At 70.8% G+C, this 22,645-nt stretch carries 17 protein-coding genes; 6 read left to right on the top strand and 11 right to left on the bottom strand.

What is annotated here, in order from left to right; all coding sequences use genetic code 11:
• Nucleotides 1-33: 33 nt before the first annotated feature.
• The 6 genes from ACFWU3_RS31145 to ACFWU3_RS31120 are packed head-to-tail and all read right to left on the bottom strand — an operon-like array spanning nucleotide 34 to nucleotide 9,606.
• The gene (locus tag ACFWU3_RS31145; protein ID WP_384444399.1) at nucleotides 34-3,069 is read right to left on the bottom strand and encodes an alpha-mannosidase; all 3,036 of its coding nucleotides are present in this window, start codon (nucleotides 3,067-3,069) and stop codon (nucleotides 34-36) included.
• Nucleotides 3,070-3,099: 30 nt separating this feature from the next.
• On the bottom strand, nucleotides 3,100-5,115 hold the full coding sequence (locus ACFWU3_RS31140) for an endo-beta-N-acetylglucosaminidase (protein ID WP_384444397.1): 2,016 nt from the start codon (nucleotides 5,113-5,115) through the stop codon (nucleotides 3,100-3,102).
• A 57-nt stretch (nucleotides 5,116-5,172) separates the two neighbouring features.
• Entirely contained in the window at nucleotides 5,173-6,429 is a 1,257-nt protein-coding gene (locus ACFWU3_RS31135; protein ID WP_384444395.1) for a glycosyl hydrolase, read from the bottom strand.
• 52 nt (nucleotides 6,430-6,481) lie between these two features.
• Nucleotides 6,482-7,342: a carbohydrate ABC transporter permease gene (locus ACFWU3_RS31130; protein ID WP_384444393.1), complete on the bottom strand. Its 861-nt coding sequence runs from the start codon at nucleotides 7,340-7,342 to the stop codon at nucleotides 6,482-6,484.
• Nucleotides 7,339-8,307 (bottom strand): carbohydrate ABC transporter permease, encoded by a 969-nt coding sequence (locus ACFWU3_RS31125; protein ID WP_384444391.1) that lies wholly within the window; start codon nucleotides 8,305-8,307, stop codon nucleotides 7,339-7,341. Before ACFWU3_RS31125 ends, ACFWU3_RS31130 begins: the two co-directional genes overlap by 4 nt.
• Before the next feature lie 12 nt (nucleotides 8,308-8,319).
• Nucleotides 8,320-9,606 carry an ABC transporter substrate-binding protein gene (locus ACFWU3_RS31120; protein WP_384444389.1) on the bottom strand — a complete coding sequence of 429 codons (1,287 nt, stop codon included), beginning with the start codon at nucleotides 9,604-9,606 and terminating at the stop codon, nucleotides 8,320-8,322.
• 314 nt (nucleotides 9,607-9,920) lie between these two features.
• Between ACFWU3_RS31120 and ACFWU3_RS31115 the strand changes: the two genes are divergently transcribed.
• Nucleotides 9,921-10,931 carry a LacI family DNA-binding transcriptional regulator gene (locus ACFWU3_RS31115; protein WP_384444403.1) on the top strand — a complete coding sequence of 337 codons (1,011 nt, stop codon included), beginning with the start codon at nucleotides 9,921-9,923 and terminating at the stop codon, nucleotides 10,929-10,931.
• Nucleotides 10,932-10,967: 36 nt separating this feature from the next.
• On the opposite strand, the gene ACFWU3_RS31110 is transcribed toward ACFWU3_RS31115, so the two are convergent.
• Both ACFWU3_RS31110 and ACFWU3_RS31105 read right to left on the bottom strand, forming a co-directional pair.
• A complete protein-coding gene (locus tag ACFWU3_RS31110) occupies nucleotides 10,968-13,505 on the bottom strand; it encodes a SpoIIE family protein phosphatase (protein ID WP_384444387.1) in 2,538 nt (845 codons plus the stop codon).
• A 55-nt stretch (nucleotides 13,506-13,560) separates the two neighbouring features.
• Nucleotides 13,561-14,028 (bottom strand): DUF1348 family protein, encoded by a 468-nt coding sequence (locus ACFWU3_RS31105; RefSeq protein ID WP_384444385.1) that lies wholly within the window; start codon nucleotides 14,026-14,028, stop codon nucleotides 13,561-13,563.
• Between the two features lie 121 nt (nucleotides 14,029-14,149).
• Here ACFWU3_RS31105 and ACFWU3_RS31100 point away from each other — a divergent pair, with 121 nt between their 5' ends.
• The 3 genes from ACFWU3_RS31100 to ACFWU3_RS31090 all read left to right on the top strand — a co-directional run bounded on the left by ACFWU3_RS31100 (nucleotide 14,150) and on the right by ACFWU3_RS31090 (nucleotide 16,609).
• A complete protein-coding gene (locus ACFWU3_RS31100; protein WP_384444383.1) occupies nucleotides 14,150-14,731 on the top strand; it encodes a TetR/AcrR family transcriptional regulator in 582 nt (193 codons plus the stop codon).
• A gap of 92 nt (nucleotides 14,732-14,823) precedes the next feature.
• Entirely contained in the window at nucleotides 14,824-15,747 is a 924-nt protein-coding gene (locus ACFWU3_RS31095) for a MurR/RpiR family transcriptional regulator (RefSeq protein WP_384444381.1), read from the top strand.
• Nucleotides 15,748-16,216: 469 nt separating this feature from the next.
• Complete coding sequence (locus tag ACFWU3_RS31090) at nucleotides 16,217-16,609, top strand: hypothetical protein (protein ID WP_384444379.1); 393 nt, start codon at nucleotides 16,217-16,219, stop codon at nucleotides 16,607-16,609.
• Nucleotides 16,610-16,654: 45 nt separating this feature from the next.
• Here the strand turns inward: ACFWU3_RS31090 and ACFWU3_RS31085 are convergent, their stop codons facing one another.
• Complete coding sequence (locus ACFWU3_RS31085; protein WP_384444377.1) at nucleotides 16,655-17,392, bottom strand: Clp protease N-terminal domain-containing protein; 738 nt, start codon at nucleotides 17,390-17,392, stop codon at nucleotides 16,655-16,657.
• A 218-nt stretch (nucleotides 17,393-17,610) separates the two neighbouring features.
• Here ACFWU3_RS31085 and ACFWU3_RS31080 point away from each other — a divergent pair, with 218 nt between their 5' ends.
• A complete protein-coding gene (locus ACFWU3_RS31080; RefSeq protein ID WP_384444375.1) occupies nucleotides 17,611-18,948 on the top strand; it encodes a S1 family peptidase in 1,338 nt (445 codons plus the stop codon).
• Between the two features lie 57 nt (nucleotides 18,949-19,005).
• On the opposite strand, the gene ACFWU3_RS31075 is transcribed toward ACFWU3_RS31080, so the two are convergent.
• Nucleotides 19,006-19,632: a hypothetical protein gene (locus ACFWU3_RS31075; protein WP_384444373.1), complete on the bottom strand. Its 627-nt coding sequence runs from the start codon at nucleotides 19,630-19,632 to the stop codon at nucleotides 19,006-19,008.
• A gap of 27 nt (nucleotides 19,633-19,659) precedes the next feature.
• Nucleotides 19,660-20,745 carry a chemotaxis protein gene (locus ACFWU3_RS31070; protein WP_384444371.1) on the bottom strand — a complete coding sequence of 362 codons (1,086 nt, stop codon included), beginning with the start codon at nucleotides 20,743-20,745 and terminating at the stop codon, nucleotides 19,660-19,662.
• Nucleotides 20,746-20,992: 247 nt separating this feature from the next.
• On the opposite strand from ACFWU3_RS31070, the gene ACFWU3_RS31065 reads away from it, so the two are divergent.
• Nucleotides 20,993-22,417: an MFS transporter gene (locus ACFWU3_RS31065; protein WP_384444369.1), complete on the top strand. Its 1,425-nt coding sequence runs from the start codon at nucleotides 20,993-20,995 to the stop codon at nucleotides 22,415-22,417.
• Nucleotides 22,418-22,645 lie beyond the last annotated feature (228 nt).

The following is a 22,645-nucleotide window of genomic DNA, read 5'->3' as shown; positions in this document are numbered from 1 at the left end:
GCCTCGGGGGCGTGCTGCCGCATCCGTCCGCGGTCAGTGCTGCGGCCGGGCCAGCCGGAGGGTGACGAGCTCGAAGGGGCGCAGACTCAACCGGACTCCTCCGTCGGTGAGTTCGGGCTGCGGAACGTCGGCCAGGGGTCGCTCCAGCAGATCGGTCGCGACGGCGCCGAGTGCCTCGAAATCCGTCGCGAGGCGTACGCGGGCGCGACCGCCGCGCGATTCGTAGAGCCGTACGATCACATCGCCGCTTCCGTCGTCCGCCAGCTTCACCGCACTGACGATCACCGCGTCCTGATCGACCGTCACCAACGGAGCCACCGCGCCGTCACCGGGGACCGTGCGCTCGGGGAGGTTGATACGGAAGCCTTCGCGGACCGCGTCGGCGATCTGGGCACCGGGCACGAGGGCGTGCCGGAACCGGTGGACGCCCTGGTCGGTCTCGGGGTCGGGGAAGCGCGGGGCCCGGAGCAGGGAGACCCGGAGCGTGGTCGTCGTGCCGCTGTCGGTGTCGCGCACGGTGCGGGTGACGTCATGGCCGTACGTCGAGTCGTTGACGACCGCGACACCCCAGCCGGGCTCCTCCAGATGCACGAAACGGTGGTTGCACGCCTCGAACTTGGCCGCCTCCCAGCTGGTGTTGGTGTGGGTGGCCCGGTGGAAGTGCCCGAACTGCGTCTCGGAGGCGTAGCGCTCGGCGTGGATGTCCAGCGGGAAGGACATCTTGAGGAACTTCTCCGTCTCGTGCCAGTCGACCTCGGTCTCGATGTCCAGGCGCTTGGCTCCGGCGGGGAGCGTGAGCACCTGGGTGACCTTCGAGTCGCCGAAGCTGCGGACGACGCCTACGGCGGCCGCGTTCTCGGAGGTCACGGCCGTGACCTCGTCGGCGCCCGTGAGATCGGTGACGGTGTTGCGGTAGAACTCGTCGACGTCCCAGGCGTCCCACATGTTCGGGAAGTCGGGGTGGATCTGGAGAAGGCCGGCGGCGGTGCCCGGGGCGACCGTCTCGCGCTCGGCACCGATGTCGTAGGCGGAGAGCACCAGGCCGCGGCCGTCGATCTCCACCTCCAGCAGGCCGTTGTGGAGGACGAAGCCGCCGCCCTCGCGCGGGGTGAGCGACGCCCCGCCGCCGTCGGTGGCGGCGGACGCGCCTCCCGCGGGCACGCCGTGCCGCTCGTGCGGTGCGCCGTTGAAGACCAGCCGGGTGCCGGCGACGGGATCACCGGCGAGCGCACGCTGGGCCGCGTCGATGATGCCGTTCAGCTCATCCGCGACGGTGGCGTACGTCCGGGCGGCCTCGCGGTGCACCCAGGCGATGGAGGAGCCGGGCAGGATGTCGTGGAACTGGTGCAGCAGCACCGTCTTCCACAGACGGTCCAACTCCTCGTAGGGGTAGGGGAAGCCGGTCCGTACGGCGGCGGTCGCGGCCCACAGCTCGGCCTCCCGCAGCAGGTGCTCACTGCGGCGGTTGCCCTGCTTGGTCTTCGCCTGGCTGGTCAGGGTGGCCCGGTGGAGCTCCAGATAGAGCTCGCCGACCCAGACCGGCGCCTGCGGGTACTCCGCCTCGGCCTTGGCGAAGAACTCGGCCGGCCTTTCCCAGCTCACCGTCGCCGACCCTTCGAGGCTGCGCAGCCGGGCGGCCTTGGCGACCATCTCGCGGGTGGTGCCGCCGCCTCCGTCGCCCCAGCCGGTCGGGGCGAGCGAGTGGCGTGCGACTCCCTTGTCCTTGAAGTTGCGCGCCGCGTGGGCGATCTCGCTGCCCTTCATGGAGCAGTTGTAGGTGTCGACCGGCGGGAAGTGGGTGAAGATCCGTGTGCCGTCGATGCCTTCCCACTGGAAGGTGTGGTGGGGGAACTTGTTCGTCTGCGACCACGAGATCTTCTGGGTGAGCAGCCACTTGGAACCGGCGGCCTTGATGATCTGCGGCAGTCCGGCGGCGAAGCCGAACGTGTCGGGGAGCCACGCCTCGTCGTTCTCGATGCCGAACTCGTCGAGGAAGAAGCGCTTTCCGTGCACGAACTGCCGGGCCATCGCCTCCGAGCCGGGCATGTTGGTGTCGGACTCCACCCACATGCCGCCGGCGGGCACGAAGCGTCCGTCGGCGACGGCCGCCTTGACCTTGGCGTAGACCTCGGGTCGGTGTTCCTTGATCCAGGCGAACTGCTGGGCCTGGGACATCGCGAAGACGAAGTCGGGCTCGTCCTCCAGCAGCGCCGTCATGTTGGACGTCGTCCGGGCGACCTTGCGCACGGTCTCGCGCAGCGGCCACAGCCAGGCCGAGTCGATGTGGGCGTGCCCGACCGCGCTGATGCGGTGGGCGGACGGCTCGGCGGGCGTGGACAGGACCTCTTCGAGGCAGACCCGTGCGTCTGCCGCCGTGCCGTTGACGTCCTGGAGGTCGACGGCGTCCAGGGCCCGGCCGACCGCCCGCAGGATCGCGTGCCGCCGCTGGCTGTCGGCGGGCAGTTCCTGCATCAGCTCACCGAGGACCTCCAGGTCCAGGACGAGGTTCCACACGGTCTCGTCGAAGACGGCGAGGTCCATGCGCGCGAGCCGGTACTGCGGCTCGCTGCCCGCGGTCTCCTTGTCGCCGAGCTGCGTCGGCAGGAAGGGGTGGTAGTCGAGGATCACGGGGTTGGAAGCGGCCTCGATGTGCAGTCGCACCTCCTCACCGCCCCGGACCGGAGCGCCGATGCGGACCCACTGGTTGCGCGGGTTGAGGCCCTTCACCGGGGTGCCGTCGGCCCGGTAGACGAGGCCCTCGCACTGGAAGCCGGGCATGTTCTCGTCGAATCCGAGGTCGAGCAGCGCCTCGACGGTCCGTCCGGCCCACTCCTGGGGCACGGTGCCGGTCACCCGGAACCAGCTGGTCCCCCAGGGAGCACCCCACATGTCGCCGGCCTTGATCGGCACGGGTTCGGCCGCGAGTCCTTCGGCGACCGGGACGGGCTCGCCGGGTGCGTTCCACACCGCGATGTCCAGTGGCACGGACCGGGGGTGGACGGCGGGGCGTATGCGTTCGTCGAGGACCCTCCTGAGGCGGGATTCGACGAGGCTGCGGTCGTCATGCATGTGGGGTGGCTCCGAGGGTTGCGGTGGTGGTTACCAGGGGTGGGTGGCGGTCACGGGAGTCGACGCGGTGTAGAGCTCCCCCACGGCGCGCAGTTCGAACCGCGCCGCGCTCTCGCCCTGTTCGGGCCGCAGGCCCGGGACGAAGTAGGCCCGCTGACAGGTGGCGCCGAGGAAGCGCCGTGTCCCGTCCGGCAGTACCCGGTGGAGGGTGTGGTGGCGTACGGCTCCGGGGGCGGGCTGCCAGGCGAAGCGCAGATCGCCGCCCGCGGCCGAGGTGATCCGCAGACCGGTGGGGGCGGACGGGTTCTGAGCCGCCTTGTCGCGTACGGCCAGGGAGCCGAGACGCCAGGTCACCGGGCCTCCGGCGCCGGTCAGCCGGACACCCAGCGCGCGGACGGTCCCGGACAGACCGGTCAGCCGCACGGTGGTGGTGGTCCAGCCGCGGCCCGGGGCGGCGAGCGGCACATAGGTGTACGGGTGCGGCTGTCCGGGTCCGGAGGGCTCGCCGGTGGCGAGAGCCAGTTCGACGGTGACCCCGGCGCTCTCGCTGCGGTGGACGAGTTCGACCACGGTGTCGGCGGTGAGAGGCAGCCGGCAGGCGTACAGGTCGAGGGTGGTGGGGGCGGTGAGCGTGCCGCCGACGAGGAGGCTGCTGCCGCCGTGCCAGGCGTCGCCGAAGTCGTAGGCCACCGTGGGGCGTTGTCCGGTGGTGCGCACGACCCACTGGCGCGAGGGCATGCGGTCCTGGACTCCGAGGTGGTTCCACGGCGTGTCCGACGTCACCTTCCCGCTCTCGTACCAGCGCAGCCCGTGGCCGGTGTTGAAGACGGTCGCGAACGGCAGGCTGTCGACGGTCGAGCGGTCGGCCACGGCGAGCGCCGGGGCACGCCAGGGGTCCCCGGGTGCCGGCCGCGACGGGTCGAGGGACTGCCCGCTCCAGAACCGGTCGTCGGCGGCGTGGAACTGTGCGGGGGTGCGGCCCGCGGGCAGGTGGTTGCGGGTCCACTCCGGCCGGTAGAAGCCCAGCGAGACGACGTCCGGTGTGTTCACCGGGACGATGGCGTCCCAGTCGACGGACCGGTTCCAGCCGTTGGCCTCGACGTCGACGCCGGCCCACAACGCGTAGCGGCTGCGGCCCAGTTGCTCGGCGGTGCGACCGGAGGAGGCCAGCGTGGAGCGCGACCAGCGGAAGTCGAGGAACATGGAGTCGGACGCCTGGAAGAAGGGCTTGTTGCGGTCGTTCAGCGCCCCCTGCCAGCTGACCGATCCGCTCACGGTCATCGAGTCGTACCAGCACACCCGCAGGCCCTTCGGCCTGCCGAGCGCGGTGAGTTCCTTCAGGAAGCCGGTCATGTCGGCGGCGAGCGCCGCGTCCCCGCCACCGGTCTCGGCGTTGATGAACCAGCCGTCGAAGCCGTACGCCGCCGCGACCGCGACGAGGCGCTCGGCGAGCGGGAAGCGGCCGAAGGAGTCCTTCTGGACCAGGTCCCGGGTCCAGCGCAGATCCCCGCCGTAGGCGACGGGCGGGAGGAACACGCTGCCGAGGACGGGGACACCGTGGCGGTGTGCGGCGTCCACGACGGGTGCGTTGGGCGCGAGGATCAGACCCTCGCCGGACGAGCCGCCCCAGAAGACGAGTTCGTCGAGGTAGGACCAGTGGGTCAGGGCGTAGTGGTCAGCGGTGGCGGAGCCCTGGGAGGGGTTGCCGGCGGTGGGGCCGAAGGAGACCAGGGACTGGATGCGCGCCTGTCCGGCACGGGCGGTGGTGTTCACCGGGACCGGGGTGAAGCGCCTCGCCAGGGGCACGGTCGCGGAGTTGAACGCCAGGTCCGCGTCGTCCTCGGCGCGCCAGGCCTTGAGGCTGCGCCAGGTGATGCCGGGGCCGGGTGTCCCGGCGGGAAAGGAGTCCGGGTACCAGTAGGCGGCGTACGGCGCGCCGGAGGCCGCCCGGGTCGCGGCGGAGGCCCTGCCGGGCAGGACGGCCGGCGCCACGGCCGCGGCGGCGGAGGCCAGAAGGAGGGCTCGTCTGCTGAGGTGGGGGGTCATGGTGTGCTCCGTATCGTTGGGGGACGGCTTACGGTGCTGTGCTCGTGGCGGACCGGGTCATGAGCCGGCCTGCTCGGGGGTGACGACCTCGGTGATGCCGCGCGCGGCGAGATGGCCCCTGTCGTCGCTGCGGCTCGCGAGAACGGTGGTGGGGCGCGCTCCCTGGGCGGTCAGCCGGGCGAACGCCTCGAACACGGCGCCGCCGGGTGCGCAGACGGAGCGCCGGGGCGCGGTCTCGTCGTCGCCCGCGTCGACGACGAGGGCGAGGGTGCGCGGCTCCGGCGGCCTCTTCCGGTCGCGCCGTTCCTCGACGATCCGCGCGATGGCCTGCCCGGCGGGCTTGACCTGACGGTCGTTGGTCAACAGGCCGAGGCTGTACTCGAGTTCGGGGAAGTCGGCGAGGGAACGTGACACGTCGTGGGAGCACCACCAGGTCACGCCCCAGACGTCCGGGCAGTCCAGCGCGTTCGCCACGGTGGCCTCGGTGAAGGCGGCGGCGTCGGCGGCGGGGACGAGGGGGGCGGGTGCGCCGACCTCCTGGAGCCAGACGGGGCGGTCCGGGACCGGCGCCCAGGCCTTGGAGAGTTCGATCATGTAGGCGGCGTGGTGCTCGGTGGCGGTGCCGGTGGTGCCGTGGCGCTGTGCCGTGCCGTTGAAGACCCAGGAGTGCACGGCAGTCATGGCGCCGAGGCGGGCGGCGTGCGCGGGGGTGAAGGGGTGGTCGTCCCGGTACCAGGCCGCGTCGTACTCGGCGTGCAGATGGAGCCTGCCGGGTGCGCCCTCCTCGCAGGCCTCCAGCAGCCGGGTGAGCCAACTGCCCGCCTGCGCAGGTGAGATGCGGTCGGGGTCGGGGTGCGGCCCGCCGGAGAACTGGTTGATCTCGTTGCCGATGGTCATGCCGATGAAGTTCGGCCGGTCGGCGAGCGCGGCCGCGAGGGTGCGCAGGTACTCCGCCTGCCCGGAGACGACGTCCGGGTCGGTGAAGATGTTGCGCCGGTGCCAGGTCTGGGTCCAGGCGGGCAGGAAGTCGAAGCTCGACAGATGGCCCTGCAGTCCGTCCACGTTGACGTCGAGCCCGCGCTCGGCCGCCGCGTCGGCGAGCTGGACGAGCTGCTCGACGGCGCGCGGGCGGATCAGTGTGCGGTTGGGCTGGAACAGCGGCCACAGCGGGAAGACCCGGATGTGGTCCAGGCCGAGGCCGGCGATGGAGTCGAGATCGGCGCGGACGGCGTCGAGGTCGAAGTCCAGCCAGTGGTGGAACCAGCCCTGGCTGGGCGTGTAGTTGGCGCCGAAGCGCGGCACGGAAGAGCTCATACGGGAGAGGTGTCCTCGTTCTGTGGTGCGACGGCGGCGGGGGGCCGGGCGGTCAGCCCTTGACGGCCCCCTCACCGACACCGCGGAAGAAGAAGCGCTGCAGACAGGCGAAGAGGATGATCAGAGGCAGCACGGCGATGATCGTTCCGGCGGCCACGAGGCGTTCGTCGTTGGCGAAGGTGCCGTGCAGGTAGTTCAGGCCGATGGTGAGCGTGAAGTTCTGCGGATCGCTGAGGACGATGAGCGGCCACAGGAAGTCGTCCCAGGCGCCCATGAACGAGAAGATCGCGACCACCGCGAGGGTGCCCTTGACCGAGGGCAGGGCGATGCGCAGGAATCGCTGCCACACGTTGGCACCGTCGACGTAGGCCGCCTCCTCCACCTCCTGCGGCAGGCCCAGGAAGGCGTTGCGCATCAGCAGGACGTTCAGCGCTCCGATGCAGCCCGGCAGCAGGACGGCGACCAGGGTGTTGTTCAGGCCGAGGTCCCGCATGGTGGTGAACTGGGCGATGATGATGCCCTCGACGGGGACGAGCATCGCGAGGACGAAGGCGAGTGTCGCGGCCCGGCGTCCGCGGTAGCGCATCCGGGCGAGCGCGTAGCCCGCGAGGGCCGCGCCGACGCAGTTGGTGACCACGTTGGTCGCGGCGACCTTCAGGGAGTTGAGCGCGTAGTCCCACACCGGGATGGTGTCGGCGACGCGTGTGTAGTTGTCGAGGGTCGGCTCGCTCGGGATGAACGTCGGCGGGGAACTGAAGATGTCCTCGTGCGGTCCCTTGAGCGAGGTGGACAGCTGCCACAGAAAGGGCCCGACGGTCAGGGCGAGTACGCCGAGCAGCAGGAGGTAGCGCAGGACGAGCTGCCAGCCCGGGATCCGCCGGCCCTCGGCATCCGTCACCCTGATCGCGTTCACGCGTCCTCCCGGCGGTCGGCGCGGAGCACGAGCAGCATCAGGGCGACGGTGACGACGAACACGACCACCGAGATGGCGGAGGCGTAGCCGACGCGCCCGGACAGTCCGGTGCCGACGCGCTGGACGAGCATCACCAGCGTGGTGTCCTCGCCCGCGGGCCCTCCACTGGGGCCGGCCATCAGATAGACCTCGGAGAAGACCTTGAAGGCGGCGACCGAGGAGAGTGCTCCGACGAGCACCATGGTGGAGCGGACGGCGGGGACGGTGACGGTGACGAAGCGCCGCACGGGGCCCGCCCCGTCGACCGCCGCCGCCTCGTGCAGTTCGCGGGGCACGTTCGCCAGCGCGGCGAGGTAAATGATCATGTAGTAGCCGAGGCCCTTCCAGACCGTCACCGCCATGGCACTGCCGAGCAGCAGCCACTGGTCGCTGAGGAAGCCGACCTTGCCGACGCCCACCGCCTCCAGGACGGCGTTGACCAGCCCGCGGTCGTCCAGCATCCACACCCAGATCAGACCGACGACCACGATGGAGGCGACCACCGGGGTGTAGAAGGCCGACCGGAAGAAGGTGATGCCGGGGATGTGGCGCTGCACGAGCATCGCGAGCAGCAGCGGCAGGATCACCAGCGCGGGCACCACGCCGAGGACGTACAGGGTGCTGTTGCGCAGTCCGATCCAGAACATGTCGTCGTGGAGGAGTTCCTCGAAGTTGGCGAGGCCCACGAACTGTCCGGGGATCAGGGTGCGGCGGTCGGTGAAGGCGTTCACCAGCGTGCTGATGAAGGGATACAGGCTGAACGCCCCGACGATCAGCAGACCGGGCGCGGCGAACAGCCAGGGGCTGGTTGGCAGTTGACGCCTGATCGGGCTGCCGGGGCGGCGGCCGCCGGAGCGGGCCGCCCTTCTCGGCTCGACGCGCTCCGGCGGGCTCGCCGCGGCGGAGGAAACGGTGGAGGTGGTCATCGCGGATCCGGCTCAGCTCTGCTGGAGCAGCCGGTCGCAGGCCTTGACAGCGTTGTCAAGCGCTTCCTCGGGACTCTCCTTGCCCTGGAGCGCCCGCGCCACCGCGTTGCGCAGCTCGGTCTTCATCTGCTCGCTGAACAGCACCGGTGTGTAATTGACCGCCGTCTTCAGGGACTTGGCGGCCGCGACCCGGACGCGCGTCTCGTCGGTGCCGTCCTCCTCGGTGAAGTACGGATCGTCCAGGGATCCCGCCGTGCTCGGGAAGATGGCGACCTTCTTGGCGAACTCCATCTGGCGGGTCGCGTCGGTCACGAAGTGCGCGAAGGCGACGGCGGCGGGCTTCTGCTGCGAGCGGGAGTTCACCATCACGCCCATGACGTACATGTTGGCGTGGCCGGTGCTGCTGACCTGGTCGGTGATCCCGATGTTCTTGTAGAGGCCGGGCGCCTGCTTCTTGAAGTTCCCGAGGTCCAGCGCGCTGCCCGGGTTCATGGCCACCGACTCGGTCAGGAACTTGTGGCCCGCGGACTCGGGCGTGGCCGTCAGCGCCTGCGGATCGAGCGCCTTGGCGTCGTACAACTCCTTGTACTTGGTCAGGAGTTCGACGCCCTTCGCGTCGTTGAAGGCGAAGCCGGTGCCCTCCTTGTTCATCAGCGGGACGTCGTAGCGGCCGAAGTCCTCGATGGTGGGCACATTGGCCAGGGTGGCGATCTTCCCCTTGCTCTTCTGCGCCAGCTGGAGCCCGGCGGCGAACACCTGGTCGTACGTCTTCGGCGGCTGCGCGGCGTCGATCCCCGCCTCGGTGAACAGCCGCTTGTTGTAGAAGAGCGGGCCGGTGTTGAGGTACCAGGGGAAGGCGAAGGTGCCCTCCATGCCGGGTATCCGGTGGCTCTGCCAGGCGCCCTCCAGATACTCTTTGCGGTACTGCGAGGCGGCCTTGTCCAGGTCGAGGGCGAGCCCGGCCTTGGCGAGCGGGGCGACCAGGTCCGGCGAGACGTTGACGACGTCGGGCAGTGTGCCGCCGGCGGCGTCCGCGCTGATCTTGTCGGCGTAGCCCTCGGCCGGGCGGTCGACCCACTTCACGTCGGTGCCGGGGTGCTGCTTCTCGAAGTCGGCGATCAGGCCGTTGAAGTAGTCCTTGAAGTTGGCCTGGAGGTTCCAGGTCTGGAAGGTGATCCGGCCCTCGACCTTGCCGGAGGCGTCGGACGAACCGGTGTCCGATGCGCCGCCGCAGGCACTCAGCGGCAGGACGACGGCGATGACGGCGGCAGCGGCGAATGCCCTGCGGTTGATGCGCACGGTGAACGGCTCCTTTGCTCGGACCAGACGTGCGGACGCCGGAGCTGCGGCCACCGGCTGTTTCACTGCGACCAGACCTTGCAAGTGAACTGCTGATGAAGTCAAGACATTCGCGCCAACTAATGCGTTCCGCTCTGCATTAGTCCAGGTCAGAGCCGTATGAGCAAGCACTTGCGGGGATCAACTAAAGCGCTTTAGGCTAGGCGTGCTCAAGCGCTTTAGTACGCAGGGTGAAAGGGGCCCCAGTGGCAGCGGAAACACCGCCGGGAGCGGCGGGTCCACCGTCGAAGCGGGCACCGGCACGCCGCCCCACGATGAAGGACATCGCCCGCCGCGCCGGTGTGTCGGAGAGCGCCGTGTCCTTCGCGCTGAACGACCGGCCCGGGGTCTCGGAGATCACCCGCGACCGGGTCCGCCGGGTCGCCGAGCAGCTGGGCTGGCGGCCGAGCACGGCCGCCCGTGCGCTGTCCGGCGAAGGCGCCGCGACGGTCGGGCTCGTCGTGGCACGGCCCGCGACGACGCTCGGCGTGGACTCGTTCTTCCTCCAGCTGATCTCCGGCATCCAGGAAGTGCTGGCGGAGCGTCACCTCGGTCTGCTGTTCCAGGTGGTGGAGGACGTGGCGGACGAATGCGCCGTCTACCGCCGCTGGTGGGCCGAACACCGCGTGGACGGTGTGCTGGTGGTGGATCCGCGGACGGACGACCCGCGCCCGGCGCTGCTGGACGAACTGGGACTGCCCGGGGTCGTCATCGGCGGGCTGCCCGACGGCCATCCGAATCTCTCCCAGGTGCGGGCCGACGACACCGGCGCGATGGCCGCGATCGTCGGCCGGCTGCACGAGCTCGGCCATCGGCGGATCGTGCACATCGCCGGTCTGTCCTCGCTCGCCCACACCGACCGGCGCATCCGCTCGCTGCGCGCTGAGGCCGGGCGGCGGGGCCTCGCCGAGGCCCGTTCGGTCACCACCGACTACTCGGACACCGAGGGTGCCGCGGTGACGCGGCGTGTACTGACGGGCGAGGCGCCACCCACCGCCCTGGTCTACGACAACGACGTGATGGCCGCCGCGGGCGCCGCCGTGACGATCGGTCTCGGTCTCCATGTCCCCGGAGACGTGTCGATCGTCTCGTGGGAGGACTCGGTGCTGTGCCGGATGGCCCATCCCTGGCTGACCGCGCTGTCCCGGGACACGGTCGCCTTCGGACGTCTTGCCGCCGAGGAACTGACGGCGCTGCTGGACGGGGGCGGGGCACGGACGGTGCGGGTGCCGCTCCCCCGGCTCCTCGAGCGGGAGAGCACGGCGACCGCACCGGACGCCGGTTGAGACCGGCCGTGCGAAGGTGACATCGCCGGCGGACCGTCACGACCAGCGGGTGGCGAGCAGCAGCGCGATGTCGTCGGGCCGGTCCGCCGCCTGTCCGGCTTCCCGGATCAGCCGGTCCGCCGTCTCGGCCAGGGTCAGAGAGCCGCACTCGGCGAACGTGGCGCACAGCCGGTCGATACCGACGTCGATGTCGCGCCCCGGCTCCTCGACCAGACCGTCCGTGAACAGCGCCAGCACCGCGCCCGGTTCCAGGCGCAGTTCGGTGACCGGATAGGAGGCGGCGGGGTCGACGCCGAGGACCACTCCGCCCGCCAGATCGAGCACATCGGTCCTGCCGTCGGGGTGCCGCAGCAGCGGCTGCGGGTGGCCGGCCCGTACGGCCCGGGTGATACCGGTCGCCGGGTCGACGACGATGTAGCAGCAGCTGGCGAACTGGCCCGGGTCGAGGTCGATGAGCAGCCGGTTGGTACCGGTCACCACCGCTTGCGGATCATGGCCGGCCAGCGCGAACGCCCTCAGCGCGGTGCGCAGTTGCCCCATCGTGGCCGCCGCGGACACCCCGTGCCCCTGGACGTCACCGATCACCAGGGCGATCTTGTCACCTTGCTCGACGACGTCGTACCAGTCGCCGCCGACCTCCATGCCCTGGGTGCCGGGGAGGTAACGGCCCACCGTCGCGGCGTTGTTGAGGACGGGCAGCCGGTGCGGCAGCAGGGCGTCCTGCAGCCCGCGGGCGAGCGCCGACTCACTGTCGTAACGCTGGGCGCGCTCCAGCGCCTGGGCGATGAGTCCGGCGAGCGCGGTCAGGACGGTCCGTTCCTCGGGGCTGAATCCGCGCGGCTGGTCGAAGCCGAGAATGCAGGAGCCCACCGGCCTTCCGGAGGCGATCAGCGGCAGAAAGGCCCGCGCGCCCACATGGGCGTCGAGGGGGATGCCGGGATAGGCGGTGGCCAGATGCTCCATCGACTCGAAGAAGATCGGGCGCCCCGAGGTCAGGGTCTCGACTCCGGGCAGCCGCGCGTCGAGGGCCACACCGTCGAAGCGGTCCAGGAACCCCTGGGGGAAGCCGGTCTCCCAGGCCAGGTAGAGGTGCCTCTCGTTGAGCAGATAGATCGCCAGCTGCCGGCCGCCGAAGGCGGGAAGCAGTTCCTCGGTGACCACGGCGGAGACCTGACGCGCCGTCACGGCCTCGGTCAGGGCGATGGCCAGGGCGACCGGACGGTAGAGCGCCGAGGCGCGGTCGGCCGGCGAGCCGAGTCCGGCGCCGGGGGTGATCACCGAACCCGGGGCGTACGAGGGCTCGTCCGCGGGCATGAGGCTGGCGGTCAGACCGTCGTGGCCGGGGAAGAGGGAGACGGACAGCCACTCGTCCTCGGTCCGCCGGGCCATGAAGTGCACGGCGGTGTGGGACATCAGAGCGGCCCGGTAGTGATCCTCGTACGCGGGGTTGCCGAGCCAGGGCACCACGTCCCACAGGACGCGCCCGGTCAGTTCGGGCGCGCCGCGCTCGAACATCTTCTCGGCGCGCTGGTTGAGGTAGGTGATCCGGCCGAGCCGGTCGAGCGAGAAGATCCCCCGGGGCAGCCGCTCGGTCGCCTCGGAGATGATCGGCCCGGTGCCGAGGTCCACCAGGAAGCCGGCCAGATGGTCCCCCCGTCCGGCGTCCGGCGGATCGGCGCGGCGCCCGGTGATCTCGAGCAGATGCGGCCGGCCGTCGGGGCCGCGCAGCCGCATCCTCCGGGCCACCGGCCGGCTGGAGTCGAGCGCCTGCCGCGCGACGGCCCACAGGCCGAACATGTCCTCCGGCGACAGCCGTTCGGTCAGTGCCTCGATCGTGCCCGGGAAACCCTTCGGATCGGCGCCGAGGATCGTGCACATGTCGTCGTCCGCCGTGACGGCGCCGCTGCTCAGCTCCCACTCGAAGTGGCCGATCCGGACGGGGGGTGTGGTGAGGGCGGGCAGCTGGACGGGGACCGGCTCGCCCTCCCAGGCGACGGGCGAACCCCGGGCTTTCAGGGTGGCGAGCGCGGCGCCGAGCCGCCGGGCCGCGTTGTGGATCCGGTGGCGGTCGCTGTTGTCGACCGGTTGCCCGGCGGTGGCCCGGCGCAGTACCACCAGGACGCCGAACCTCTCGCTGTCGGCGACGACGGGAACGTAGAGCGACCCGAAGGGGAAGGGCAGGCCCGCCATGAGCTGCGGGAAGCGGCGCATCGCCTCCTCGGCGTCCGCCAGATGGATGGCGCGTCCCGACCTGTAGGCCTCGGCGACGGGGAACGGCCTGTTCACATGCATGCGCCACCAGGGCCGGAACAGGCGCTGCGGCAGCCCGGCGAGCACGGCCAGCCTCAGAAGTCCTTCGGATTCGGACCGCAGATAGACGCCACCGGCGAACCCCCCGACCGCTTCGATGGCGCTCACGGAGGCTTGAGCGAGTACCAGCTCCAGTTCATCGGGAACTCGGCCGTCACTCTTCCCTGTCCCGGCCGTGACCCCGCGCCGTTCCTGCGGAGTTTGCCCGGCCGCGGCGTACCAGGTCACACAGTAAGAATGCCCTCCCCCAGGCGTATCGCGCATCTCTGTCGACAGAGATCGTGTGCCCGGTTCGCGGCCGGGGCTCCCGGCCCGCGTCTCAGAATCCGAGCTCCCCGAGTCCGGGATGGCCGTCGGGGCGGCGGCCGAGCGGCCAGTGGTAGGCGCGGTCGGACGGATGGATCGGCGTGTCGTTGATGCTCGCGTGCCGCACCCGCATCAGGCCGCTGTCGTCGAACTCCCAGTTCTCGTTGCCGTACGAGCGGTACCACTGTCCGGAGTCGTCGTGCCATTCGTAGGCGAAGCGCACGGCGATCCGGTCGTCGCCGTACGCCCACAACTCCTTGATCAGGCGGTAGTCCAGCTCCCTGGCCCACTTGCGGGTCAGGAAGGCGACGATCTGATCGCGTCCGGCGAACCGCTCGGCGCGGTTGCGCCAGCGGGAGTCCTCCGTGTAGGCGAGGGCGACCTTTTCGGGGGTGCGGCTGTTCCAGCCGTCCTCGGCGAGGCGGACCTTTTCGACGGCGCTCTCGTGGGAGAAGGGCGGGACGGGAGGGCGGACCGACATGACGTCTCCTTCGGTGCCGGACGTGAATCCCGGAGCGGGCTCCACAGAGAGAGAGAACGTGCGTTCTCCCCACGGCGATGTAGGTTAGGAGAACGATGATTCTCGCGCAACTGGAGCACCGATGGACCCGACGGAAGCGCGCCTGAGACTGCTCGACGCGGCCGAGGAGCTGTTCTACGAACGCGGCGTCCAGGCCGTCGGCATGGACGAGATCCGTTCCGCGTCCGGCGTCTCCCTCAAGCGTCTCTACCAGGTCTTTCCCTCCAAGGCGGAGCTGCTGCGGGCCTACCTGGAACGACGTGACATCCGCTGGCGCACGCAGGTCATGGAGTACGCGGACAGCCGGACGGACAGGGAGGAACGCATCCTCGCCGTCTACGACTGGCTGCGGGACTGGTTCGCGGAGCCGGACTTCCGGGGCTGCGCCTTCATCAACTCCTACGGCGAACTCGGCGCCGTCGATCCGGCCGTCGCCGAGGCGGCCCGCCACCACAAGAGCGCCTTCGGGGCCTATGTGGCGAGTCTGGTGAAGGACGCCGGGCGGCCCGCGGAGCTCGCCGGCCCGCTCGTCCTGCTCGCCGAGGGCGCGATGGCCACGGCGGCCATCACCCGCTCTCCGGACGCGGCCGGACAGGCACGGCAGGGTGCCTCGATGCTGCTGCGGGCGACGGAGCCCGCGTCCATGCGAGCATCCGGAATGTGAGACGACGGGTCCCACAGCTGCCGGAAGTCTCCCTGCCGAGCCGGACGACTGAGCTATCTTGAGCGAAAGTGGGACGAGAAGGAGTGACACCGGTGCCATCAGGGCAGCAGGCACGCGCACAGGCGTCTGCGATCACGCCGGGGAGACTTTCTCCCGACGCGGAGCCGGCCCCCACCGACAGGGTTCTCGCCCTTTTCGGCGGCCACCGGCTCTCGCCGGGACAGCGGCGTATCGCGCAGTACATCACCGACCACCTCACCGAGGCCGCGTTCCTGTCGATCACGGATCTCGCCGAGCGGGTGGGGGTCAGCCAGCCCTCGGTGACCCGGTTCGCCTCCTCGGTCGGCTTCAGCGGCTACCCCGCGCTCCGCGAGGCGCTTCAGCCCATCGCCCTCAGTGCGGTCGCGGGCTCGCCGGACTCTCGTGAGCAGATCCGCCGCAACGAACTGCAGGCCGCCGTGGACGCGGAGATCGAGAATCTCGAGAATCTGCGCCGGGTGCTGGCCGACACCGACCAGGTGCTGGACGTCGGCCGTGAACTCGCCCGGTCGGTCCCGCTCACCGTTCTCGGACTGCGCATCTCCGTCTCGCTCGCCGAGTACTTCGCCTACGCCGCGCGCCGCATCCATCCCGATGTGCGCACGGTGACCCGCGGGGGCAGCGTCGCGTACGACGCGCTCCTTCAGTCGCGGGCCGCGGGCGGCACCTGGGTGCTGGCGTTCGCGATGCCGCGGCATGCCAACGAGACCCTCGCGGCGATGCGCGCGGCCCGCAGCACGGGGCTGCGCGTCGCGCTGATCACCGACCTGTCACTCGGCCCGATCGTGGACGAGGCCGATGTGGCCCTGACCGCCGCCACCGGGTCACGGCTCGTCTTCGACTCCTACGCGGCGCCGGGCGTCCTGTCCGCCGCTCTGCTCCAGGCGATGGCCGACGCCGATCCCCAGCGCACCCAGAGCCGGCTCGAAAGCTACGAGCAGGCCGCCGAACAGCACGATTTCTTCATCGAGGACTGACCCCCCGGCGCATCACCGGTGGAATCGATCGGGACTTTTCATGCCTCATCGTGCATGAAATTTTTCATACCCTTGCTTACTCAACGGTATATATATTTACTGCCCTGGTGGCCCCGGGTTCCTCCGGATCCCAGGCCGGCCCGCACCATCGCCCAGGAAAGTCGGCACCGCCCCATGCACACCTCGCAACGCCCCGCCGCGCTCCGCAGAAATCTGCCGGGTCCGGAACGGCTCACGGGTGTCATCGGAGCGGGCGCCCACGGCGATCCGGTGCGAGCCCCCTAGCACGGACACCGGGGTATGACGCTCTCCTCCTCGCGTCCCGCCCCTCGGTGTTCCGTCCGGGCACCTTCCGCCCCCTGCGGGATGTGCCCACCCGGCGGCCCCGGTCAACCCCTGGGCCGGGGCCGCCAGAGACTCCCCAGGCCAGCGACCCTGCGCCGATCCGCCCCATCCGGAAGCGACGACGATGTCCCAGACCTTCACCCCGCTCGACTCGGACTGGCCGGTTCAGGTCAAGACCCCCGGCAGCCACGACTGGGAACGCACGGCGGCGCGCTGGTTGCGCGATCTGCTGCCGGCCCGCTACGCCGGATACTCGACGCTGACCCGTCATCACATCCTGCTGGCCCGCCATGCGCAGTTGCAGCTCCAGCACGAGATGCGGACCGTGCGCGTCGCTCTGCAGACCTGCCGTGCCGAACTGCCCACGCTGGGCGTCTCGGACCAGATCATCGAGAGCACGATCCGGCTCTACGCCGTCGAGTTGGAGCAGCTGAACCGGCTGGCGCGGGGCGTGCGGCTCATCACGGAAGCCCTTCTCGCGGGCAGTCACACCCAGCGCAGGCGCTCCGCCGTGTAGGACCTCGCGGTGGGCAACTCGCGCCGCCCGTCCGGCAAGAGAGTCTCAATCCCGCTGATGGGCTGCGATGATCGCCGCCACGGCGTCGGCGATGTGTGCCTCCGCGGCGGGCTTGGCGACGCCTGCCGCGGTGAGCACGCCCGCGCCGTCCTCGAACTCCAGCAGGGCCAGCACCATGTGCTCGGTGCCGATGTAGTTGTGGCCCAGCCGCAGCGCCTCACGGAAGGTCAGCTCCAGGACCTTGCGCGACGACGCGTCGTACGGCACGAGGTCGGGCACCTCGTCGGCCGCGGGCGGCAGCGCATCGGTCGCCGCCCGGCGGACGGCGTCCAGTGCCACGCCCTGCGCGACGATCGCACGGGCGGCGAGCGCCTCCGGCTCGGCGAGCAGCCCGAGGACGAGGTGAGCGGGGACGATCGTGTCGTTCCGTGCGGCGTGGGCCGCGTGGTGCGCCGCCGCCAGGCAGTTCCTCGCGCGCTCGGTGAACCTGCTGAAGCCCTGGCTCGGGTCGAGGTCCGACTCGGCGCTGCCCTTGGGGACGAATCGCTTCTGGGCCGCCTGGCGGGTGACGCCCATGCTCTTGCCGATCTCCGTCCACGAGGCGCCGGAACGCCGGGCCTGGTCCACGAAGTGACCGATGAGGTGGTCGGCCACGTCGCCGAGGTGATCGGCGGCGATGACCGCGTCCGACAGCTGGTCGAGTTCGTTCGAATGGACCTTCTTGATGGCCTCGATGAGGTCGTCGAGCCGTACGGGGTGGGTCATGCGACCGGAATTCTCCATGCGTCAACCGTAGGTTGACACCTCTGTAGGTGTCAACCCTGGGTTGTCACTGCGGTACCCGGGCTCCGGTGTCGGTGGTACGTCGGCGGCACGGACTCCATGTCGCACGGCGGCCCGGTGAACCGTCGGCCGCCTTCCCACGTATGGAAGGAGGGCTCCTGATGTCCGGGGGCCCTCGGCGTTCGGAGCGGCGTCGCGCAACGACCAAGGGGCCAGGGATGACGCACGCACGACGCAGACTGCAGCGGATCGCACGGCTGGCCGCCGTGGGAGGACTGCTCTGCGGAGGGCTGATGGTCACGGACGCCGTGGCAGGTGAGGCGCCCGGACCGGGAGCGGGCGGGACTCCGGCCAATGACGTGGGCACCCGTCTCGTGTCGGAGCTCGGCACCGCACGCACGGCAGGCACCTGGATGGGCGACGACGGTCGCGAGGTCGTGGCGGTGACCGACGAGGAGGCGGCCGAGGAGGTCGAGCGCGCGGGCGCGCGCGCCAAGGTCGTCCGGTACAACATGAGCCAACTGCGGTCGGCCACCGATGCGTTGGGCCGGGCTCCGCGGGTGCCCGGCACCGCGTGGTCACTGGACTACGCGACCAACACGGTGTCGGTGCAGGCCGACAGCACGGTGTCGGCGGCCGACTGGGACCGGCTGTCCGCCGTCGCCGAGAAGATCGGCGCGTCCGTACGGATGGAGCGCACCGCCGGCTCGTTCACCACCAGGATCAACGGCGCCGAGCCGATCCTCGCCGGCGAGGGCCGCTGTTCCGCCGGCTTCAATGTCACCGACGGACGGGCCAACTTCGTTCTCACGGCGGGCCATTGCGGTCCCGCCGGCACCACCTGGTTCCAGGACAACAGCGGCAGCGAGCCGGTGGGCAACATGACCGTGAGCAGGTTCCCCGGCAACGACTTCGCGCTCGTGCAGTACCAGAACGGCGAGATCCCCGGTGGGCCCAACGTGGTGAACATCGGTGGCGGCCAGGCCGTCCGGATCAACGGGGCCGCCGAACCCTTCGTCGGCCAGCAGGTGTTCCGCAGCGGCAGTACGACCGGGCTGCGCACCGGACAGGTCACCGGACTGAACGCGACCGTGAACTACCCGGAGGGCACGGTCGCCGGCCTCGTCAAGACGACGGTGTGCGCCGAACCCGGGGACAGCGGGGGCCCGTTGTTCGCGGAGGGTCTGGCGCTCGGCGTGACGTCGGGCGGCAACGGCGACTGCACCAGGGGCGGTGTCACCTACTTCCAGCCGGTCACCAAGGCGATGGCGGCCCTCGGCGTACAGCTCACCGGTGGTGGAGCCGCCGCCGACGGCGCGGCGCAGGCACCGCTCAACCCCGACCTCCCGCCGCCGAACACCGCGGGCGGCAACGCCCCCCTCAACCCCGGCGGTGGCGAGGGGCAGACGGTCAGCAGCATCCTCGGACCCGAGGCCGTCGCTCCGGGACTGATCGTCATCACGGTGAGTCTGCTGGGGCTGATCGCCACCCGGTCGATCTGGTCGGCGCAGGACCGCCGGGACTTCCGCAGCCACTACACGCAGAGCTGGGGCTGACGGGGCGCCCGGCGGCTACGGGCTGTCGGGGTTGTCGGCGCCGGCCGGCAAGGGCGTTCAGTACCGCTGGGCCTTGGCGACCGTGGGCGTGAGGTTCAGATCGGCGGGCTTTCTACTGATGGCCAGCGGCTGGGCGCTCTTGCCCGGCGCGAGGTCCTGGGCGCCGACCACGCGGCTCTCGACGACTTTGCCGGAGGAGTCCCTGAAGTCGACCTGCACGGCGTACGAAGCCTCTTCGTCCGTGCGGTTGGTGATGTTCACGACGACCGCCCGCAGACCACCGGTCTCGGCCACGGGCTTGCCCCGGAGCGTGACGTCGGCCTGGGCGTTGCCGCCGCCCTTCACGTCCTTCAGCTCCTCGGCGGCTTCCTGATTCGCCCGCCCCACCTCGGCCGAGATGGACGACTCGAGGGCGGAGGCCGCGGCGGACGCCGACGACGCGGCGGCCGAGGCGGCCGCACGGGCCGAGGCCGCGTCGGAGGCCAGGGCGGACGGCACGTCCCCGGAGAACGAGGCGGTCTCCGGGGGTGTCGGGCGGGGACTGGGATACGAACTGCTCGTGGAGCCGTTGTAGTCGCCGCCGCACGCGACGAGCCCCGTGACGCCACCGGCCACCATGACCACGGTCGCCGCCGCGGCGACGGGCCGCCGCACGCTCGACCGGCGCGGAGATGCTGCACTCATCGGAGTTCCTTTCCGGCTCGTCCGCGCTCAGTAGCGCAGGGCGCTCGCGATTCCGCCGACGTCGGCCAGCGTGCCGTCGGGGACGAACCGCACCTCGGCGCCGGTGTCCAGCGACCGTTCCACGATGTCGTCGAGGGCGTCCAGATCGCCCGGTTCCGCGGGATTGAGGTGCTCGCCCGTGTCCCGCACGGTCTCCCGGTAGTTCTCCTCGACCGCGAGGAGTGCCACGCGGCCCGTGGCGACGTTCTGCCGGATCTCGTCCACCCCGGCGGCGAACGCCCGGCGCCCGCGGGCCCGGTCCAGCTCCGCGAGCACATCGGCGACGTCCTGCTCGGCATGGGCCTCGGCGAACGGCCGCACGGCCTGCGACACCGCTTCGGCAGGTCCCCTCGCGAGACCTCCGTGCGGGATGCGGGCCGCGGCTTTGGCGGCCACGCCGCCGACGTCGCCGAGAAGGGCGAGCGCCGCCGCCTCACCCGCCACATACAGCGGCCGGGGGTGGGACGCCAGGACGGCGCTCATCGCGGAGTCCGCGTCGCGCAGGAACTGACGGGTGAGTTCGTCGCTGAAGGTGCTGGGCAGATCGCCGATCCGCTCCTTGCGCTCGGCGTCCGGGTCTTCGAGGCTGCGGGTCAGCGGGAACGGCGCGACCTCCTCCTCGGTGACGCGCTCCGCCGTGCCGCTCCACAGACTGGCGCGGTCGGCCGAGACGGCAAGCACCCAGAACGGCCGCTCGGCGGCATGCGCCGAGACGAGATTGCGGGTCAGGAAGGTGTCCGAGAGCACCACTCGCTCGGGAACGGTCCGGCCGAGCGACCAGACCTGGTGCTCCCCCGGCGCCGCGAAGACCACGAGCCCGTCCTCGGCATGTGCCAGGTCGACTTCGGTCAAGGCCCGGTCGAGCTGTTCGGTGACCTCGCTGCGGGTCTCCCGGGTGACGGCGGGATCGGCCTGAAGCTGCTCCTTGGCGGCGGCCATCAGATTGCGCAGCCGGACGGGATCCTGTGCGTTGTCCGGTTCGCGACGGTGCGTGGGCATCAGGACCGTCACTGCCGGATAGGGACGCTGCCGACGCAGCTGGGCAAGGGCAGCAGAGCTGAGTGCGGGGCGCATGTGAACCCTTTCCAGGCTTGTCGCCACATCAACAGATGAACCATATGTCCGTTTGTGGCGACCGGCAGAAGATGGAGCTCCGGCCGTGCGGAGGCCGGGATCGGCGACGTTCCGGCACGTGCGCATGGGGGGTCCACTCACCACCGGCGGCTGAAGTATGGTGTCCCACCACATGTGCCGGTGACCTGCATGTTTCTACGGTGTGGCGACATCGCAACGTCCCCGTCCCCGCCCGGAAGTGGTGACCATGGCTGCCTCGGCAACCGCTCCCCCAGCTCCAGCCCGTCTGCGCCGCATCGTCGCCGCGAGCCTCATCGGCACCACCATCGAGTGGTACGACTTCTTCCTCTACGGATCCGCCGCGGCACTCGTCTTCAACAAGCTGTTCTTCCCGGGCTCCGACCCGCTCGTCGGCACCCTGCTCTCCTTCCTCACCTACGCCGTCGGCTTCGCGGCCCGTCCTCTCGGGGCGCTGGTCTTCGGCCACTACGGCGACCGGCTCGGCCGCAAGAAGCTGCTGGTGCTGAGCCTGCTGCTGATGGGCGGGGCGACCTTCACGATCGGGCTGCTGCCGACACACGCCACCATCGGTACGGCAGCGCCCGTACTGCTCACCGTGCTGAGGCTGGTGCAGGGCTTCGCGCTCGGCGGTGAGTGGGGCGGGGCCGTACTGCTCGTCTCCGAACACGGCGACGCCGAGCGCCGCGGTTTCTGGGCGTCCTGGCCGCAGACGGGCGCGCCCGCAGGGCAGTTGCTGGCCACCGGTGTGCTGTCCGCGCTCACGGCGCTGCTGTCGGACGCGGCGTTCACGTCGTGGGGTTGGCGCATTCCCTTCCTGCTCTCCGGGGTCCTGGTGATCGTCGGCTTGTGGATTCGTCTCTCTGTCGATGAATCCCCGGTGTTCAAGGCCGCGTTGGCCCACGCCGAACAGCGCAAGGCGAGTGCCGCGGGCGCCGAGAAGATGCCGCTCGTCGCCGTGCTGCGGCACCACTGGCGCGATGTGCTGGTGGCGATGGGCGCGCGCATGGCGGAGAACATCAGCTACTACGTGATCACCGCGTTCATCCTGGTGTACGCCACGACAGCGGTGGACCTGAGCAAGCAGACCGCGCTCAACGCCGTACTCATCGCCTCCGCCGTGCACTTCGCGGTGATCCCGCTGTGGGGTGCGCTGTCGGACCGCATCGGACGCAGGCCCGTCTATCTGATCGGCGCGATCGGGGTCGGGGCGTGGATGTTCCCGTTCTTCGCGCTCATCGACACGGCGAGCTTCGGGGCCCTGCTGCTCGCCGTCACCGTGGGGCTGGTGTTCCACGGCGCGATGTACGCACCCCAGGCGGCCTTCTTCTCCGAGATGTTCGCGACACGCATGCGCTACTCCGGGGCCTCGATAGGCGCGCAGTTCTCCTCGGTCGCCGCGGGGGCACCCGCCCCGCTCATCGCGACGGCGCTGCTCGCCGACTTCGACTCGTCGACACCGATCGCCCTGTATGTGATCGCCGCCGCGCTGATCACTGTCGTGGCCATCGCCTGCGCCCAGGAGACCCGACATCGGGACCTCGCGGACGTCGACGCGCCGGCCGAGGGCAGCGGCGCCCACATCACGGAGTCGTCCGAGCCGGCCGCGGCACCCGCTGACGGCACCCCGGCTGACGCGCGGACGACTGCCTGACACGCATCCGCAGGCCGGCACGTCCGGCCCTGCGCACCGCGCGGGCTCCCTCCCCGGAGCCCGCGCGGTGGCGTGTGCGGCGGACGACGGCAATGACGTCGGGGTGGTGCGTGTGCGCAGGGCGCCGGTCACGGAGTCAGCGGGGCGCAGGCAAGCGGGCACCAGGCGACGACTCGCAGGGCGCCACCGGGCAGGCAGCGGCCTCGGGCCCGAGGGTGAACATGCCTG

Origin of the sequence: Streptomyces sp. NPDC058685, from assembly GCF_042714725.1 — a bacterium.
In the GTDB taxonomy this organism is placed as follows: Bacteria; Actinomycetota; Actinomycetes; order Streptomycetales; family Streptomycetaceae; genus Streptomyces.
Note: the sequence above shows the minus strand (reverse complement) of the source record. Positions and strands in the feature narration are given on the sequence as shown.

What these genes read in the sequence shown, in the direction of transcription:
- ACFWU3_RS31070 (WP_384444371.1), bottom strand. Translation starts at nt 20,745, where the DNA reads ATGCGCCCCGCACTCAGCTCTGCTGCCCTTGCCCAGCTGCGTCGGCAG.
- ACFWU3_RS31140 (WP_384444397.1), bottom strand. Translation starts at nt 5,115, where the DNA reads ATGACCCCCCACCTCAGCAGACGAGCCCTCCTTCTGGCCTCCGCCGCC.
- ACFWU3_RS31115 (WP_384444403.1), top strand. Translation starts at nt 9,921, where the DNA reads ATGAAGGACATCGCCCGCCGCGCCGGTGTGTCGGAGAGCGCCGTGTCC.
- ACFWU3_RS31110 (WP_384444387.1), bottom strand. Translation starts at nt 13,505, where the DNA reads ATGCGCGATACGCCTGGGGGAGGGCATTCTTACTGTGTGACCTGGTAC.
- ACFWU3_RS31100 (WP_384444383.1), top strand. Translation starts at nt 14,150, where the DNA reads ATGGACCCGACGGAAGCGCGCCTGAGACTGCTCGACGCGGCCGAGGAG.
- ACFWU3_RS31080 (WP_384444375.1), top strand. Translation starts at nt 17,611, where the DNA reads ATGACGCACGCACGACGCAGACTGCAGCGGATCGCACGGCTGGCCGCC.
- ACFWU3_RS31145 (WP_384444399.1), bottom strand. Translation starts at nt 3,069, where the DNA reads ATGCATGACGACCGCAGCCTCGTCGAATCCCGCCTCAGGAGGGTCCTC.
- ACFWU3_RS31085 (WP_384444377.1), bottom strand. Translation starts at nt 17,392, where the DNA reads ATGGAGAATTCCGGTCGCATGACCCACCCCGTACGGCTCGACGACCTC.
- ACFWU3_RS31065 (WP_384444369.1), top strand. Translation starts at nt 20,993, where the DNA reads ATGGCTGCCTCGGCAACCGCTCCCCCAGCTCCAGCCCGTCTGCGCCGC.
- ACFWU3_RS31135 (WP_384444395.1), bottom strand. Translation starts at nt 6,429, where the DNA reads ATGAGCTCTTCCGTGCCGCGCTTCGGCGCCAACTACACGCCCAGCCAG.
- ACFWU3_RS31075 (WP_384444373.1), bottom strand. Translation starts at nt 19,632, where the DNA reads ATGAGTGCAGCATCTCCGCGCCGGTCGAGCGTGCGGCGGCCCGTCGCC.
- ACFWU3_RS31105 (WP_384444385.1), bottom strand. Translation starts at nt 14,028, where the DNA reads ATGTCGGTCCGCCCTCCCGTCCCGCCCTTCTCCCACGAGAGCGCCGTC.
- ACFWU3_RS31090 (WP_384444379.1), top strand. Translation starts at nt 16,217, where the DNA reads ATGTCCCAGACCTTCACCCCGCTCGACTCGGACTGGCCGGTTCAGGTC.
- ACFWU3_RS31125 (WP_384444391.1), bottom strand. Translation starts at nt 8,307, where the DNA reads ATGACCACCTCCACCGTTTCCTCCGCCGCGGCGAGCCCGCCGGAGCGC.